14 protein-coding genes and 1 pseudogene are annotated in these 12,754 nt (G+C 64.7%); 11 read left to right on the forward strand and 4 right to left on the reverse strand.

What is annotated here, in order from left to right; genetic code table 11:
- Window positions 1–97: 97 nt before the first annotated feature.
- A complete protein-coding gene (locus tag FJW07_RS06180) occupies window positions 98–919 on the forward strand; it encodes a hypothetical protein (RefSeq protein ID WP_140855224.1) in 822 nt (273 codons plus the stop codon).
- 75 nt (window positions 920–994) lie between these two features.
- Here FJW07_RS06180 and FJW07_RS06185 read toward each other — a convergent pair whose 3' ends face one another.
- Complete coding sequence (locus FJW07_RS06185; protein ID WP_246680690.1) at window positions 995–1,360, reverse strand: hypothetical protein; 366 nt, start codon at window positions 1,358–1,360, stop codon at window positions 995–997.
- Here FJW07_RS06185 and FJW07_RS06190 point away from each other — a divergent pair.
- The 5 genes and pseudogenes from FJW07_RS06190 (at window position 1,359) to FJW07_RS31625 (ending at window position 4,757) form a co-directional block, all read left to right on the forward strand.
- Window positions 1,359–1,910, forward strand: coding sequence for an isochorismatase family protein (locus FJW07_RS06190; RefSeq protein ID WP_140645491.1), 552 nt, complete (start codon window positions 1,359–1,361; stop codon window positions 1,908–1,910). The two genes, FJW07_RS06185 and FJW07_RS06190, sit on opposite strands and share 2 nt — an antisense overlap.
- 103 nt (window positions 1,911–2,013) lie before the next feature.
- Window positions 2,014–2,465 (forward strand): annotated as a pseudogene (locus FJW07_RS06195) (GFA family protein).
- A gap of 476 nt (window positions 2,466–2,941) precedes the next feature.
- Window positions 2,942–4,150, forward strand: coding sequence for an amidohydrolase family protein (locus FJW07_RS06200; protein WP_140855226.1), 1,209 nt, complete (start codon window positions 2,942–2,944; stop codon window positions 4,148–4,150).
- Between the two features lie 84 nt (window positions 4,151–4,234).
- Window positions 4,235–4,333, forward strand: a complete 99-nt coding sequence (locus tag FJW07_RS06205; RefSeq protein WP_140855228.1) for a putative RiPP precursor — start codon at window positions 4,235–4,237, stop codon at window positions 4,331–4,333.
- Window positions 4,334–4,598: 265 nt separating this feature from the next.
- Window positions 4,599–4,757: a hypothetical protein gene (locus FJW07_RS31625; protein ID WP_181182577.1), complete on the forward strand. Its 159-nt coding sequence runs from the start codon at window positions 4,599–4,601 to the stop codon at window positions 4,755–4,757.
- A gap of 42 nt (window positions 4,758–4,799) precedes the next feature.
- Here the strand turns inward: FJW07_RS31625 and FJW07_RS06210 are convergent, their stop codons facing one another.
- On the reverse strand, window positions 4,800–5,540 hold the full coding sequence (locus FJW07_RS06210) for a sulfotransferase family protein (protein ID WP_140855230.1): 741 nt from the start codon (window positions 5,538–5,540) through the stop codon (window positions 4,800–4,802).
- A gap of 272 nt (window positions 5,541–5,812) precedes the next feature.
- Between FJW07_RS06210 and FJW07_RS06215 the strand changes: the two genes are divergently transcribed.
- Both FJW07_RS06215 and FJW07_RS06220 read left to right on the forward strand, forming a co-directional pair.
- A complete protein-coding gene (locus tag FJW07_RS06215) occupies window positions 5,813–6,982 on the forward strand; it encodes a PLP-dependent aminotransferase family protein (protein WP_181182596.1) in 1,170 nt (389 codons plus the stop codon).
- Between the two features lie 264 nt (window positions 6,983–7,246).
- Complete coding sequence (locus FJW07_RS06220) at window positions 7,247–7,795, forward strand: YbhB/YbcL family Raf kinase inhibitor-like protein (protein WP_140855234.1); 549 nt, start codon at window positions 7,247–7,249, stop codon at window positions 7,793–7,795.
- Window positions 7,796–7,826: 31 nt separating this feature from the next.
- Here the strand turns inward: FJW07_RS06220 and yghU are convergent, their stop codons facing one another.
- On the reverse strand, window positions 7,827–8,696 hold the full coding sequence (gene yghU / locus FJW07_RS06225) for a glutathione-dependent disulfide-bond oxidoreductase (RefSeq protein ID WP_140855236.1): 870 nt from the start codon (window positions 8,694–8,696) through the stop codon (window positions 7,827–7,829).
- A 343-nt stretch (window positions 8,697–9,039) separates the two neighbouring features.
- Here yghU and FJW07_RS06230 point away from each other — a divergent pair, with 343 nt between their 5' ends.
- Both FJW07_RS06230 and FJW07_RS06235 read left to right on the forward strand, forming a co-directional pair.
- Window positions 9,040–9,942 carry a S1C family serine protease gene (locus FJW07_RS06230; protein WP_140855238.1) on the forward strand — a complete coding sequence of 301 codons (903 nt, stop codon included), beginning with the start codon at window positions 9,040–9,042 and terminating at the stop codon, window positions 9,940–9,942.
- A gap of 13 nt (window positions 9,943–9,955) precedes the next feature.
- Window positions 9,956–10,897 carry a LysR family transcriptional regulator gene (locus tag FJW07_RS06235; RefSeq protein ID WP_140855240.1) on the forward strand — a complete coding sequence of 314 codons (942 nt, stop codon included), beginning with the start codon at window positions 9,956–9,958 and terminating at the stop codon, window positions 10,895–10,897.
- Here FJW07_RS06235 and FJW07_RS06240 read toward each other — a convergent pair.
- Window positions 10,848–11,576 carry an SDR family oxidoreductase gene (locus FJW07_RS06240; protein WP_140855242.1) on the reverse strand — a complete coding sequence of 243 codons (729 nt, stop codon included), beginning with the start codon at window positions 11,574–11,576 and terminating at the stop codon, window positions 10,848–10,850. The genes FJW07_RS06235 and FJW07_RS06240 overlap by 50 nt on opposite strands.
- Before the next feature lie 325 nt (window positions 11,577–11,901).
- Between FJW07_RS06240 and FJW07_RS06245 the strand changes: the two genes are divergently transcribed.
- Complete coding sequence (locus FJW07_RS06245; protein ID WP_140855244.1) at window positions 11,902–12,717, forward strand: basic amino acid ABC transporter substrate-binding protein; 816 nt, start codon at window positions 11,902–11,904, stop codon at window positions 12,715–12,717.
- Window positions 12,718–12,754 lie beyond the last annotated feature (37 nt).

The raw sequence follows: 12,754 nt of genomic DNA on the forward strand, positions 1-12,754 counted from the left end.
GGCCACCACCGATCTGGCAGAGTGACCTTAAGAGGCCGGGCTGGTCCGTTGTGTTTACTGCTCGGAGGGGGATTTGTACGCTGGCGGCTCAGTGCGATTGCATGCCGGAGTTCGGTTCAGGCTGATCCGCATCGTCGTGGCATTGGCGGGACTTGCCGTGGTGCTCGACGGCTGCGCCAACCCCAAGGTCATCGAAAGCGCCGTGCCCCAGGCTGCCGCGCCGAAGGCCGCACCGAAGCCTGCCAAAGTGGCCGTCGCCTCGCCGGCCGCCTCACCAGTGGTGGCGCCCGTTGTCGCGTCCCGGCCGTCCTGCACCGACCAGTGGAAATCCCACGGGCATACCACCCAGCCGGAGGCGCAGGCTTTCGCGAAAAACTGCCTCGCGGGGCAGGGCGCGCTGACAAAAATGGTCGATCATAAGACCGTGACGCGCAAGCTGGCCTACTTGATCGATGCTGAAAAGCCGCTGAGCGGTCTCGAGCCTTCCGACATAGGAGTTTTCTGCCCCGGCTATCTGCGCCAGGACCGCGGCGGCCGCGCCGTGTTCTGGCGTACGCTGCTTGCCGACCTGGTCAGCGCGGAATCCGTCAACAGCAGCTCCGCCGCCTATTGGGAAGAGGACCAGGACCAGTATTCGATCGGCCTGCTGCAATTGTCGCTTTCGGACGAGCAGAGATACCATTGCGGCTTCAAGTCGGAGGTCGACATCACCGATCCCGACCGCAACCTTGCCTGCGGCGTCAAGATCGTGACGATGCTGGTCGGCGCCGACGGTGCGCTCGGCGGTGGCCAGGGCACTGAAATGAAGGGCATCGGCGCCTACTGGCAGAATTTGCGCCGGCCTTCGGAAATGCGCGGCAAGCTGATCGCCGCCACCCGCGCGATTCCGCAATGCGTGGCCGACCCGAGGAATGCGTAAGCGGAAAGCAGGACGATTGGCGCAGAGACCGGCGCTTCGCGTTATTTCCCCTCGAGGGAGGAGAAGGATGCGGCGCTACTCCAGCCAGTCCACCACTAGCGCCATCACACCGAACACCGCGCCTGCGGCGCACACCGCGTTCCAGCCGCCCCAGGCCCAGGCGATGCCGGCCAGCAGCGAGCCGATTGCGCCGCCGATGAAGATAATGCCGATGAACAGCCCGTTGATGCGGCCGCGCGCCTTGGGCTGCAAAAGATTGACGGCACGGCGGCCCGGCGTCTGGTCGCCGACGACGCCGATATCGAGCAGCACCGCGCTTGCCCCCATCAGCACCAACGGCAGCCATGCGCCGCCCGCCTCGACAGCCCCGGCAGTGGATGGTGCGTTTCGGCGCTGTCTTGTTCTTGACCCATCCCCCATCCACGCTATCTTCGCCGCCATGCCAGAGACCGCCCCCTCCGCCGCTGCGCCGCTGATCGTCATCGATCTGCAGACCAACATGTTCGACGGCCGTTTCGAGCCGCCGATCCACGACGCCGACACGATCGCCGAGCGCGCCCGCAGGCTGATCGACTGGGCGCGGCGTTCCGGCCGCAAGGTGGCGTTCATCCGCCATGACGGGCCGGAGGGCGACCCGCTGGCGCCGGGCGCTTCCGGCTGGCCGGTATGGCCGCTGCTCGGCCAGGCCGCCGACGAACCGACCTTCGGCAAAAGCGTCGGCAACGCCTTCTCCAACCCCGACCTCGCCGAATGGGTGGCGGGGCAGGGTGCTGACGACGTCGTGCTCCTTGGTGCCCAGACCGATTTCTGCGTCGCCGCTACCGTGAAGGGAGCCTTCGCTGAGGGGCTTGGGGTCACCGTGGTCTCCGACGCGCATTCGACGCTGGATTCACTGAAGGAGAAGGCGCCCGATATCATCGCTCGCCACAACGAGGCCTTCGAGGGGCAGGGCGCGCGAATGACGACCACGGCGGAGCTGGTTGGGAGTTGAGCGCTTTCTTCCTTCTCCCCTTGTGGAGCACCCCTATCCGTCGCCTTCGGCGACACCTTCTCCCGCAAGGGGAGAAGGAATAACCCAACCCAAGGAGCCTATCTTGCCCACCCTCGATCTTCCCGCCGAAGGCGGCTGCCGCTGCGGCCGCGTGCGCCTGAAGATTTCGGCAAAGCCGCTGCTCACCATGGCCTGCCATTGCACCGGCTGCCAGTCGATGTCGTCCAGCGCCTATTCGCTGAGCGCGGCAATCCCCTCGGTTTCGAGGTGACCAAGGGCGAGCCGGTGGTCGGCGGCCTGCATGGCGCATCGAAACACTATTTCTGCGGCTATTGCATGACTTGGATGTTCACCCGACCGGAAGAGATCGACTGGTTCGTCAACCTGCGCCCGACCATGCTCGACGAGCATGCCTGGTTCGCGCCCTTCATCGAGACCTGGACCAGTGAGAAATTGCCCTGGGCGACGACATCGGCCGCGCACAGCTACCAAGCGCTGCCGTCCTTCGAGGAATATGAGCCGCTGGTCGCCGAATACGCCGGCACGCAAGGCTGACCAAAAGCGGGGCCGGTCAAAAAAGCGGCGACCTAGGGCAAGGTCGCCGTTGCCATTTCCGTTCATGGTCGACGCGGCCGTTGGGGGCGCATTGTTGGGGATGTGCTTGGGCGTCCGCGTCGACCACGGCGGCCTCATACCGCAGACTGCACCATGGCACATTTGCCGCCCGCTGAAACTTCCGCGAAAACGGTATATGGCGGCTCTTCCCCTCTCCTCTTTTAGGTTCCCTTTTTTAGGAGAAGGTGGCCGAGCGAAGCTCGGACGGATGAGGAGTGTTCCAGCTTGGCGATATTGCTTGCTCAGCCGTGGCTGTGCGGCCCCCACCGGCGCCTCATTCCTTCCAGCAACCGTCTCGGCGCTGCGCGCCGATCCGCCTTCTCCCACAAGGGGAGAAGGCGGAGGCGAAACACTTTCTCCCTCGATCCGCATTGACCTGGTCCGCCCGACCGGCGACGACTGAGGCTTCCTTTTCAATGGATTGCATCGTGGACCAGACTCATTTTCTCAACGCCAGGCTTGCCGACGGCACGGTTGCTGACCTCGCCGTCGCCGGCGGCCGTTTCAGCGCCATCGTGCCTGCAGCCAATGCGACGACGCCGCCGGCTGGCGCCATCGATCTCGCCGGCCAACTCGTGCTGCCGGCTTTCGTCGAGGGTCATATCCATCTCGACACCTCCTTCTATGGCGATGCCTGGCGCCCGCACATTCCCTGCACCAATGGTTTTGACGTGCGCGAGCGGGTCGCCTTCCAGATGCGCAATCTCGAGCAGGCCGCGCCGATGGAAGAGCGCGCGAAAAGCCAGCTCGAGCTCTGCGTCGGCAATGGCAGCCTTACCATGCGCAGCCATGTCATGGTCGACGCCGCGGTCGGGCTGAAGCATGTCGAGACGATCCTTGGCGTGCGGGAGAAATACCGCGACTTGATCGACATCCAGCTCGTCGCCTTCCCGCAGAGCGGCATTCTGTCCTCGCCAGGCACCGCGGAGCTGCTCGACGAGGCGCTCAAGCTCGGCTGCGACCTGATCGGCGGGCTCGACCCGGCAAGCTTCGACCGCGATGTGAAAGGCCATCTCGATGTCGTCTTCGGCCTTGCCGAAAAGCACGGCGCCGGCGTCGACATCCACCTGCATGACCGCGGCACGCTTGGCCTGTTCGAGATCGAGGAGATAGTCGCCCGGACCGCGGCACTGGGCATGCAGGGAAAAGTCGCCGTCAGCCACGCCTACGGGTTGGGCGACATCTCCGCCGATGCGTTGGCCGGAGCCGGCGAGCGGATCGCTGCCGCCGGCGTCGCCATCATGACCAACGCGCCCGGCGATCATCCTTTCCCGCCGGTGGCCGCGCTGCGCAAGGCGGGCGTCACGGTCTTCGCCGGCTCCGACAACATCCGCGATTCGTGGTGGCCCTATGGCGATGGCGACATGCTCAACCGCGCCAACATGATCGGCTACCGCTCCGGCTTCTACGAGGACTGGGAACTGGAAGCCGCTTACGACGTGGTGAGCCATGCCGGCGCCAAGGCGCTCGGGCTCGAGGGCTACAACATCGCCGTCGGCGCCAAGGCGGATTTCGTTGCGCTGAAGGCAGAGCATGTCCCGGAAGCGGTGGTGGCTGTGCCGAAGGAGCGCACCGTCTATCGCGCGGGCAGGGAAGTGGCGCGAGGCGGGAAGGTGGCGGCGTAGGACGTCGCCTCCTGGAAGGCGGGCCTTCGCTTGACAACGTCTATTCGGATGCCGCACGTTTCCGTGCAGGTTGGGGACTTCGCCATGAAGAAAGAATACGCAAAACCGACGTTAGTCCGCAAAGGACGGCTCTCGGCGCAGACCGCGCAGCAGGCCGGATCGGATGCGCAGGCGCCGGAGTAAAGCGCGCCTCCCTTTCGGCTGGACATGTATCGACACATCGGGCGATAAGACCAAGCGTCCGACATTGCAGGCACGCAGTCCGGCGACTGGCGCGCCGCCGCATGGTCGATCCCACAAATTAGTTTGCATGCATATGTTTCAAGCCCCTCCGGTTTCGTGAAGCATTTCACCGTTCGCGCGCAATCCACCGGTTACAGACGCATCGCAAAAGCGGCACCGGGAAGAGGCGGCACCGGTTTTCCGCCGCTGATCTATGGAGGTTTCCATGTTCAAAAGTCTTAACCGAATCCGCGCCGCCTTCGAGCAGGCCAGCAAGCGCCGCCGCACGACGCGTGAGCTGAACGAACTGCCGGCGGAGGTCCAAAAGGACATTGGCTGGCCGGAACAGTCGAACCACCTCGACGAGATCCGGTTGCCGTTCTGATCGCGGCCGCCTGCGGGCACTGGCAGACGGGTAGGGGAGGTGCTATCCCAGCCACCACCACAAACCGCCGACCGCCAGCGCGATCAGGACCGCAACGCCGGCAAGCATCAGATAGGATCCCATGATCATCTCGTTGATGATCTTCTTGATGCTGGCGCGGTCGTTGAGATTGGGGAAGGGCTCGTTGGGCAGCGCGACCCCGAGGAAATCGCAGAGCGGCGCCCAGCCGTCGCTGACCTTGAACACCAAAAGCTTCTCCGGCGGCACCGCCGCCTTCACCTCGTCTATATAGGAATTGTAGCGCGCCACCGCCTTGTCGCGGTCGTTCATCACGCCCTTCAGCGTTCGGCCCCAGATCAGCTTGCGCGACATATCGCCGAACTTGCGGCCGAAGGATGTGAGCCATTCCAGCACTTTGAATTGCCAGACGTTCTCGGTGAAGTAGATGGTGTCGATTGTACTGTCATACCAGGCTTCGCCTCCGCGCGGATGCAGCGTCAACAGCACTTTAGCGTCGGGATAAGCGGCCATCAGCTCACGCCACACGCAGCAGCCCGGATTGTCGACGGTCGCCCGGTAGTTGGAAAAGACCCGGTTCCAGTCGTGCTGGCTGCCCGGCGGGCTGTTCGCCACCTTGCGCCAGAAGTCGAGGTGGCCCTTGTTGGCCTTGTTGATGATGACTTCCTGCATGTGGTAGCTCGGAAAGCCCAGCCGGTTCAGCGCGGCGAAAGTCGACCACGTGCCGGTGCGGCCGAAACCGGCCCCGATGACTTCGAGTGTCATGCGCGTCCCCCCTTGGTCCGGATTGATTTTCTCTCGGCTTCCGGTTCTTTGGTCGTGATCGTGCGCCCGGCCGGCCGATCGCGCAATGGCTTTCCATTAGCGTTCGCACAAATTTTGTGGACCAAAGGTCGCCTGGACGATGCGCCATGGTCGTTTTGTGTATTCACGCGAAAGGCGCGGCCTGATAATAGGTCAACCAAGCTGACCTAAATAAGCACTGCGGGAGGTGCGCCTTGACCCTGTTGAACCTTCTGGCCTCGCGCTCCTCGCGCATGAAGGCTTCGGAAATCCGCGAGCTGTTGAAGCTGCTCGACCAGCCGGACATCATCTCCTTCGCCGGCGGCATTCCCGACCCGTCGCTGTTTCCGGCCGAAGCCATCGCCGATGCCTATCAGGCGGTGCTGGGCGGCAAGGAGGCGGGGGCCGCGCTGCAGTACCAGGTCAGCGAAGGTTTCCTGCCGCTGCGCAAATGGCTGGCCGGTGAAATGGGCAAGCTCGGTGTCCCGTGCGACGAGGGCAACATCTTCATCACCTCCGGCTCGCAGCAGGGGCTCGACTATCTCGGCAAGCTGTTCCTGTCGCCCGGCGACACGGCGCTTGTCACCTGGCCGACCTATCTCGGCGCGCTGCAGGCCTTCAACGCCTACGAGCCGCGCTACGACCGGCTCAACCCGGCCGGCGGCAACATGACGCCGCAGGCTTACCGCACCGCGGCGGCGGCTAATGGCGGCAAGGTGAAGTTCGCCTATCTGGTGCCGGATTTCGCCAACCCGACCGGCGAGACGCTCGATCGCGCGCAGCGCAAGGCGGTGCTCGATCTTGCCGGGGAACTCGATATCGCCGTCATCGAGGATGCCCCTTACCGTGCGCTGCGTTACGGCGGCAAGGCCGAGCCGCCGATCCTGGCGCTCGACTGCGCGCGCTCGGGGGGCATCGAGAAGGCGCGTACGCTCTTCTGCGGCTCCTTCTCGAAAGTCATGTCACCCGGCATGCGTGTCGGCTGGGTCTGCGCGCCGCGCCATGTCGTGGAAAAGCTGGTGCTGATGAAGCAGGCGTCCGACCTGCACAGCCCCTCGATCAACCAGATCGTCATGCACCGGGTCGCCGAGACCATCTTCGATGCCCAAGTGGACAAGCTGATCGGCGCCTACCGCAAGCGCCGGGACGCGCTGCTTTCGGCGCTGGAAGCCAACATGCCCGACGGTATTTCCTGGAGCCGCCCGGACGGCGGCATGTTCGTCTGGCTGACGCTGCCGGATGGCGCTGACGCCACCGAACTTTTGGCGCGCTCGGTCAAGGAGGCGCGCGTCGCCTTCGTGCCGGGCAACGCCTTCTACGCCGACGGCACCGGCCGCAACACGCTGCGCATGTCGTTCACCCTTGCCGACGACCGCGCGGTGAACGAAGGCGTGCCGAGACTGGCGAAGCTGCTGCGGGGGTAAGCCGGCTATCACCTCATTCTCGCGCAGGCGTGATTGGTAGTGCGCAGCTGTGATTGTCCGCGCGACCGATTCGTCGGCTAGTGTCGCGACCGATCCAACACCCCCTGGATCGACCCGACCTTGGGGTCCCACCTCCATGGTCCGAACGAAGAGCCCCGACGGCCTCCACCGGCGGGGCTTTTTTGTTGTCCAGGCAGGCGGTCGCGGCAGTTCGCCCTTTTTCGGGCCGCTTTTCCGCTACGCTGCGTTTTCCAGGAGGATCAAATGACAACCTTGCGTCTCGGCTTCACCATGCTTGTCCTTGTCGCCTCCGCCGGCCATGCGGCGGCCTTCGAGATCTCCAGCCCGTCGGTTTTGGACGGCAAATGGGAGGCGAAATATCTCGGCGACAAGGCGGGCTGCGGTGGGCAAAGCGTCTCGATCGCCCTTGCCTGGAAGGATCCGCCCGCCGGCACCAAGAGTTACGCGCTGACCATGTTCGACACCGACGCCAATGGCGGCAAGGGTTTCTGGCACTGGCTGGCCTGGAATATCCCGGCGAGCGCCAAGGGTCTGAAAGAAGGCGCTGGCGCGCAGGGCGGCAAGCGCATGCCCAAGGGGGCGGTGCTCGGCAAGGGCGGCGTCGGCCGCGCCGGCTATTTCGGCCCATGCCCGCCGCCGGGCAGCGGCCAGCATCACTATGTCTTCACGCTCTATGCGCTGGGCGAAAAGACGCTGCGTACGCCGGACAATCCGTTACCGGACATGGTCTCGGTCGCCGCCAAGAGCTCCGCGCTCGGCGTGGCGAGTGTGACGTATACATTCGGGAGGTAGCCAATCTCCCCTCGAGAGGGGAGATTAACCTTTACTCCGCCGCTTCCAGCTTATCCTGCGTCTTCGTCTCGAAGTCGCTGGCGTCATGGCGCTCGCGCAGCTGGAAGGCCGGATCGCCGGACATGCGGTTGACCATGCGGCCGCGGCTTACCGCCGGCCTGGCGTCGATCGCGTCGGCCCAGCGCTGCACGTTCTTGTATTCATGCACCGAGAGGAACTGCGCGGCGTCGTTGTAGCTGCGGCCCTTGGCCAGCCCGCCATACCAGGGCCACACCGCCATGTCGGCGATGGTGTAGTCGGGGCCGGCAAGATACTCGCTCTCGGCCAGGCGGCGGTCGAGCACGTCCATCTGCCGCTTGGTCTCCATTGCGAAGCGGTCGATCGCATATTCGATCTTGTACGGCGCATAGGCGTAGAAATGGCCGAAGCCGCCGCCGAGATAGGGCGCCGAGCCCATCTGCCAGAACAGCCACGAGAAGGTTTCCGCGCGCGCCGCGCGCTCGGTCGGCAGGAACGCGCCGAATTTTTCGGCGAGATAGGTGAGGATCGAGCCGGATTCGAACACGCGCACCGGCTTCGGCTCGCTGCGGTCCATCAGCGCCGGGATCTTCGAGTTCGGGTTGACCCCGACGAACCCGCTGCCGAACTGGTCGCCGTCGCCGATCTTGATCAGCCAGGCATCATACTCTGCGCCCTTGTGGCCGAGCGCCAGCAACTCCTCCAGCATGATCGTAACCTTCTGGCCGTTGGGCGTGGCCAGTGAATAGAGCTGCAGCGGGTGCTTGCCGACCGGCAGTTCCTTCTCATGCGTCGGGCCTGCGATCGGCCGGTTGATCGAGGCGAACTGACCACCATTGGGCTTGTTCCAGGTCCAGACTTTCGGTGGGGTGTATTCGTCCATGTTGGCGGCCCTGTGTTTCGTAAGCGGCGGGAAGTCCGCCGCGGATGCTGCTAGACTTAGGTGCGGTTCCGCGCGCGTCAAAGAAAAAAGTTCAATCTTCGTTGAACTAGCGCTTGTGCCAGTGCCTTTCCCTTCTCTCCTTGTGGGAGAAGGTGGATCGGCGCGCGACGCCGAGACGAATTAAGTGTTCCAGCGGAGTTAGGCCTCTGTGCTCCCTGGAGTCCCCTCATCAGTCGCCTTCGGCGAAACCCTCTCCCACAAGGGGGCAAGGGGGAAATCCGCCCTTGCGCCGCGCTCCTTCGGCCATACTTATAGGCAAAGACCCGCAATGCAGGATGGATCGATGACCATCGAGAAAATTTCGCGCTCCGTCGTTGCCGTGCGCGCCACGGTGCCGGACGACGCTTTCACCGCCAATGCGCTGGGCACGCGCCGCGAAGGCAGCGGCGTGGTGATCCGCGACAATGGCCTGGTGCTCACCATCGGCTATCTCATCACCGAGGCCGAGGAAGTGTGGCTGACCGACCAGGACGGCCGCGTGGTCGCCGCGCACGCGCTTGCCTATGACCAGGAAACCGGCTTCGGCCTTGTTCAGGCGCTGTCGCCGCTCAACCTTCCGGCTGTGCAGTTCGGCAATGCCAGGAAGACCAATATCGGCGATGCCGTGACGCTCGCCGACGGCATCGGCCAGCAGGTCGACGCTCACATCGTCACCAAGCAGGAATTCGCCGGCTATTGGGAGTATCTGATCGACGAGGCGATCTTCATTGCGCCCGCCCACCCGTCCTGGGGCGGGGCCGCGCTGTTCGATCGCGAAGGCAAGCTGCTCGGCGTCGGATCGCTACGCCTGCAGATGAGCCGCGCCGGCGAGGTGGCCGACATCAACATGGTCGTGCCGATCGATCTTCTGACGCCGATTCTGGACGATCTCATCAAGCGCGGCCAGGCGGCCAAGGCGCCGCGTCCGTGGCTTGGCGCCTTCTCGGCCGAGTCGAACGGCATGGTGGTGGTGATGAGCGTGGCCGAAGGCGGCCCGGCCGCCCAGGCCGGCCTGCGCCAGGGCGATATCATCTCCGACGTGCGCGACGGCGAAGTCGACGGTCTGGCCGATTTCTACAGAAAACTCTGGCAGAACCCGGCCGGCGCCGAGATTCCGCTGCGCGTCGTGCGCGACGGTCGCGAGACTTGGCTGCGCGTTAAATCCGCCGACCGCAATTCCTTCCTGAAGAAACCGCAGCTGCAGTAGGCTTGAAGCGCCGATGCATCCCCGGCTGCTGAAGACCTTCCTCGCGGTCGCGCGCACCCGCAACGTCACGCGCGCGGCGCGGGAGCTCAATCTCGCCCAGTCGAGTGTCAGCGATCAGATCCAGGCGCTGGAGGCCGAGCTTGGCGCCAGCCTCTTCACCCGTTCACGTCCAGGGCTGGAACTGACGCCGGCGGGCGAAACGCTGAAACCCTATGCCGAGGACCTGCTGGCGCTTGCCGACGACGCCCGCGCCGCCATCGATGCCACCAGCGCCGAGGCGGCCGGCAGCCTGTCGATCGGCGCGCTGGAGACGATCGCCGCGGCAAGGCTGGCGCCATGGCTTGCTGGTTTCCGCGCCGACCATCCCGGCATCGATATCAAGCTCCGGATCGCCGGCAGCGGCGAGTTGCTGCGGCGGCTGGGTGACGGCGAGATCGACGTCGCTTTCTGCTTCGAGCGACCCGATGCTGGTGCGCCGGAACCGCGCCTTGCCAGGCGCGCCGTTGCGGTCGAGCCGCTGGCGCTGATCGCGCCTCCGGGCGACAACAGTGCGGATGTCGATCTGGCGGCGCTGGCCGAAAAGCCTTTCGTCGCCACCGAGACCGGCTGCGTCTACCGCGCCATGGTCGACAAGGCGTTTGCCGAGGCAGGTCTTGGCAAGCCAAGGCTGGCCGCCGAAGCCGGCAGCATCGACGCCATAGCCGGGCTGGTGGCGGCCGGCGCCGGCTTTGGCCTTGTGCCGCGGCTGGCTGTCGTCGCCGCGATCGATCGCGGCGAGGTGGCCGAGCTTGCGTGGCCCGGCTCGGTTCGCTCGGCCGACATCGTGATGATCTGGCGCCGCCGGCGCGTCCAGCCACTGGCGCTGAAGGCGCTGCTGACCGCTCTGGCGGAGGGCTTGGTCCCGGTCACACCAGCCGGTGCCCGCCCTCGACATGCAGCGTCTCTCCCGTCGTAAAGCCATTGCCGATCAGGAAGCGGATTGCGTCGGCGATGTCCTCCGGCCTTCCGACCCGCCCCACGGGTAATAGCTCCGCCATGGCGGCCAGCGTCTGCGCCTTCCTGTCGCCCGCGACAAACTCCCATATCGGCGTATCGACCCAGCCGGGCGACACGGCGTTGACGCGGATCGGCGCGAGTTCCACAGCCAGCGCTCTTACCAGCCCTTCCAGTGCCGCGTTGACGGCTGCGACCACCGAGCCGCGAGCCGCCGGCCGATAGGCCGCGATGCCGGAGACGAAGGTGAGCGAACCTGTCGGCGGCAGCTTCGGCGCGCCATGCTTGGCGAGAAGCAGCGGCCCGTAAAATTTGCTTTCGACCACCCGCTGCGCGGCCGAAAGCTCGATCTCCGGCAACAGCCGGTAGGCGCCTTCGATGGCGGCGGCGGTGCTGACGATATGGTCGAGCCTGCCGATGCGCCCGAAAAGCGCTGCGACCCCGTCCTCGCGGCTTATATCGACCACGGCTGTCTCGAGCGTGCCCGGCTGGCCGAGTTCTTCCCGCGCCGCGCTCAGCTTCGCTTGCCCGCGCCCGGCGATGATGACGCCGGCTCCTTCCTCGAGACAGCGCTTGGCGAGCGCCAGCCCCATGCCCGAGCTGCCGCCGACGATCAGGATTCTCTGCTTGTCCAGGTCCATGCCTTTCCTTTGCATGGACAGGGTTTGGCAGGCCGCCGCGCGAAGCGGAAACGGAAGAATCCGATGGCGCCATAGGAAACTCCGATGGCGAGGTCGACGCGCTCGCCCCACTTCTACCGCAGGCTCTGGCATAACCGGTCGCGAGACCTGGCCGCGCATGAAATCCGCCGGCCGCGGCTCTTCCTGAGGAACCGCAACTGCGGCAACCTTGACTTGGGCGCGGCCCGATCCAGATGCACCGTACGGGCTCCGAGTTCATGCATTGCGCACCACTCCTGATCGTCGACGCCTTCAGCAGACGAACGCCCGCCGAAAGGAGATATCTGTGAACAACAAGTCGCTTATCATGCTGGCAACGTCGTTGGTTTCCGGCCTCGTATTTTCATTCGGCGCAACGCCCATGGCGGCCGGGCAGAGCGCGGCAACCAACATCGTGGTCGGTGCCGACACGACCTTCCCGCCATTCGAGACCGAGACGAATGGCGAAGTCACGGGCTTCGACATCGACATGATCAAGGCGATCGCCAAGGCCGAGGACATGACGGTCAGCCTGAAAACACTGCCGTTCAACGGGATCATCCCGAGTCTGCAGGCCGGCTCGATCGACGCCGCGGTTGCCGGAATAACGATCAAGACCAGCCGCATGCAGAACGTCGATTTCAGCGACGCCTATTACAAATCCGGCCTTTCGGTGCTGGTGAAGAAAGACTCCGGCATCAAGGGCTTCGACGATCTCAAGGGCCACGTGGTCGCGACCAAGAAGGCAACCTCGTCGGTCGACTACCTGACCGGTCATGGCTTCGCGCCGGATTATGTGAAGCAGTTCCAGAGCATCGATGCAGCCTATCAGGCGCTCGAAACCGGCGGGGCCGACGCGGTCATCTTCGACAATCCTGTCAACGTCAACTTCAAGGCCGGCCACGACAACGTCGAGACCGTGGGCCCGCTGCTGACTGGCGAATATTACGGCATCGCCATCAGCAAGCAAAAGCCGGAGCTTGTCGAGAAGATCAATGCCGGCCTCGCCAAGATCAAGCAGAGCGGCGAATACCAGAAGCTTTTCGAGAAATATTTCGGAGGCGATACCAGCGGTGTCGTCAACGAGGTTCAGAAACCGGCTTCCGTCGCGATTTCGGGCTGAGGCCGTTCGGATCATCCAAACGGCAGATCCCTTCAGC

Origin of the sequence: Mesorhizobium sp. B3-1-9, assembly GCF_006439595.1 — a bacterium.
Classification (GTDB): domain Bacteria; phylum Pseudomonadota; class Alphaproteobacteria; order Rhizobiales; family Rhizobiaceae; genus Mesorhizobium.

What these genes read in the sequence shown, in the direction of transcription:
- FJW07_RS06190 (WP_140645491.1), top strand. Translation starts at nt 1,359, where the DNA reads ATGCCAGAGACCGCCCCCTCCGCCGCTGCGCCGCTGATCGTCATCGAT.
- FJW07_RS06185 (WP_246680690.1), bottom strand. Translation starts at nt 1,360, where the DNA reads ATGGCGGCGAAGATAGCGTGGATGGGGGATGGGTCAAGAACAAGACAG.
- FJW07_RS06200 (WP_140855226.1), top strand. Translation starts at nt 2,942, where the DNA reads ATGGATTGCATCGTGGACCAGACTCATTTTCTCAACGCCAGGCTTGCC.
- FJW07_RS06205 (WP_140855228.1), top strand. Translation starts at nt 4,235, where the DNA reads ATGAAGAAAGAATACGCAAAACCGACGTTAGTCCGCAAAGGACGGCTC.
- FJW07_RS31625 (WP_181182577.1), top strand. Translation starts at nt 4,599, where the DNA reads ATGTTCAAAAGTCTTAACCGAATCCGCGCCGCCTTCGAGCAGGCCAGC.
- FJW07_RS06210 (WP_140855230.1), bottom strand. Translation starts at nt 5,540, where the DNA reads ATGACACTCGAAGTCATCGGGGCCGGTTTCGGCCGCACCGGCACGTGG.
- FJW07_RS06215 (WP_181182596.1), top strand. Translation starts at nt 5,813, where the DNA reads ATGAAGGCTTCGGAAATCCGCGAGCTGTTGAAGCTGCTCGACCAGCCG.
- FJW07_RS06220 (WP_140855234.1), top strand. Translation starts at nt 7,247, where the DNA reads ATGACAACCTTGCGTCTCGGCTTCACCATGCTTGTCCTTGTCGCCTCC.
- yghU (WP_140855236.1), bottom strand. Translation starts at nt 8,696, where the DNA reads ATGGACGAATACACCCCACCGAAAGTCTGGACCTGGAACAAGCCCAAT.
- FJW07_RS06230 (WP_140855238.1), top strand. Translation starts at nt 9,040, where the DNA reads ATGACCATCGAGAAAATTTCGCGCTCCGTCGTTGCCGTGCGCGCCACG.
- FJW07_RS06235 (WP_140855240.1), top strand. Translation starts at nt 9,956, where the DNA reads ATGCATCCCCGGCTGCTGAAGACCTTCCTCGCGGTCGCGCGCACCCGC.
- FJW07_RS06240 (WP_140855242.1), bottom strand. Translation starts at nt 11,576, where the DNA reads ATGGACCTGGACAAGCAGAGAATCCTGATCGTCGGCGGCAGCTCGGGC.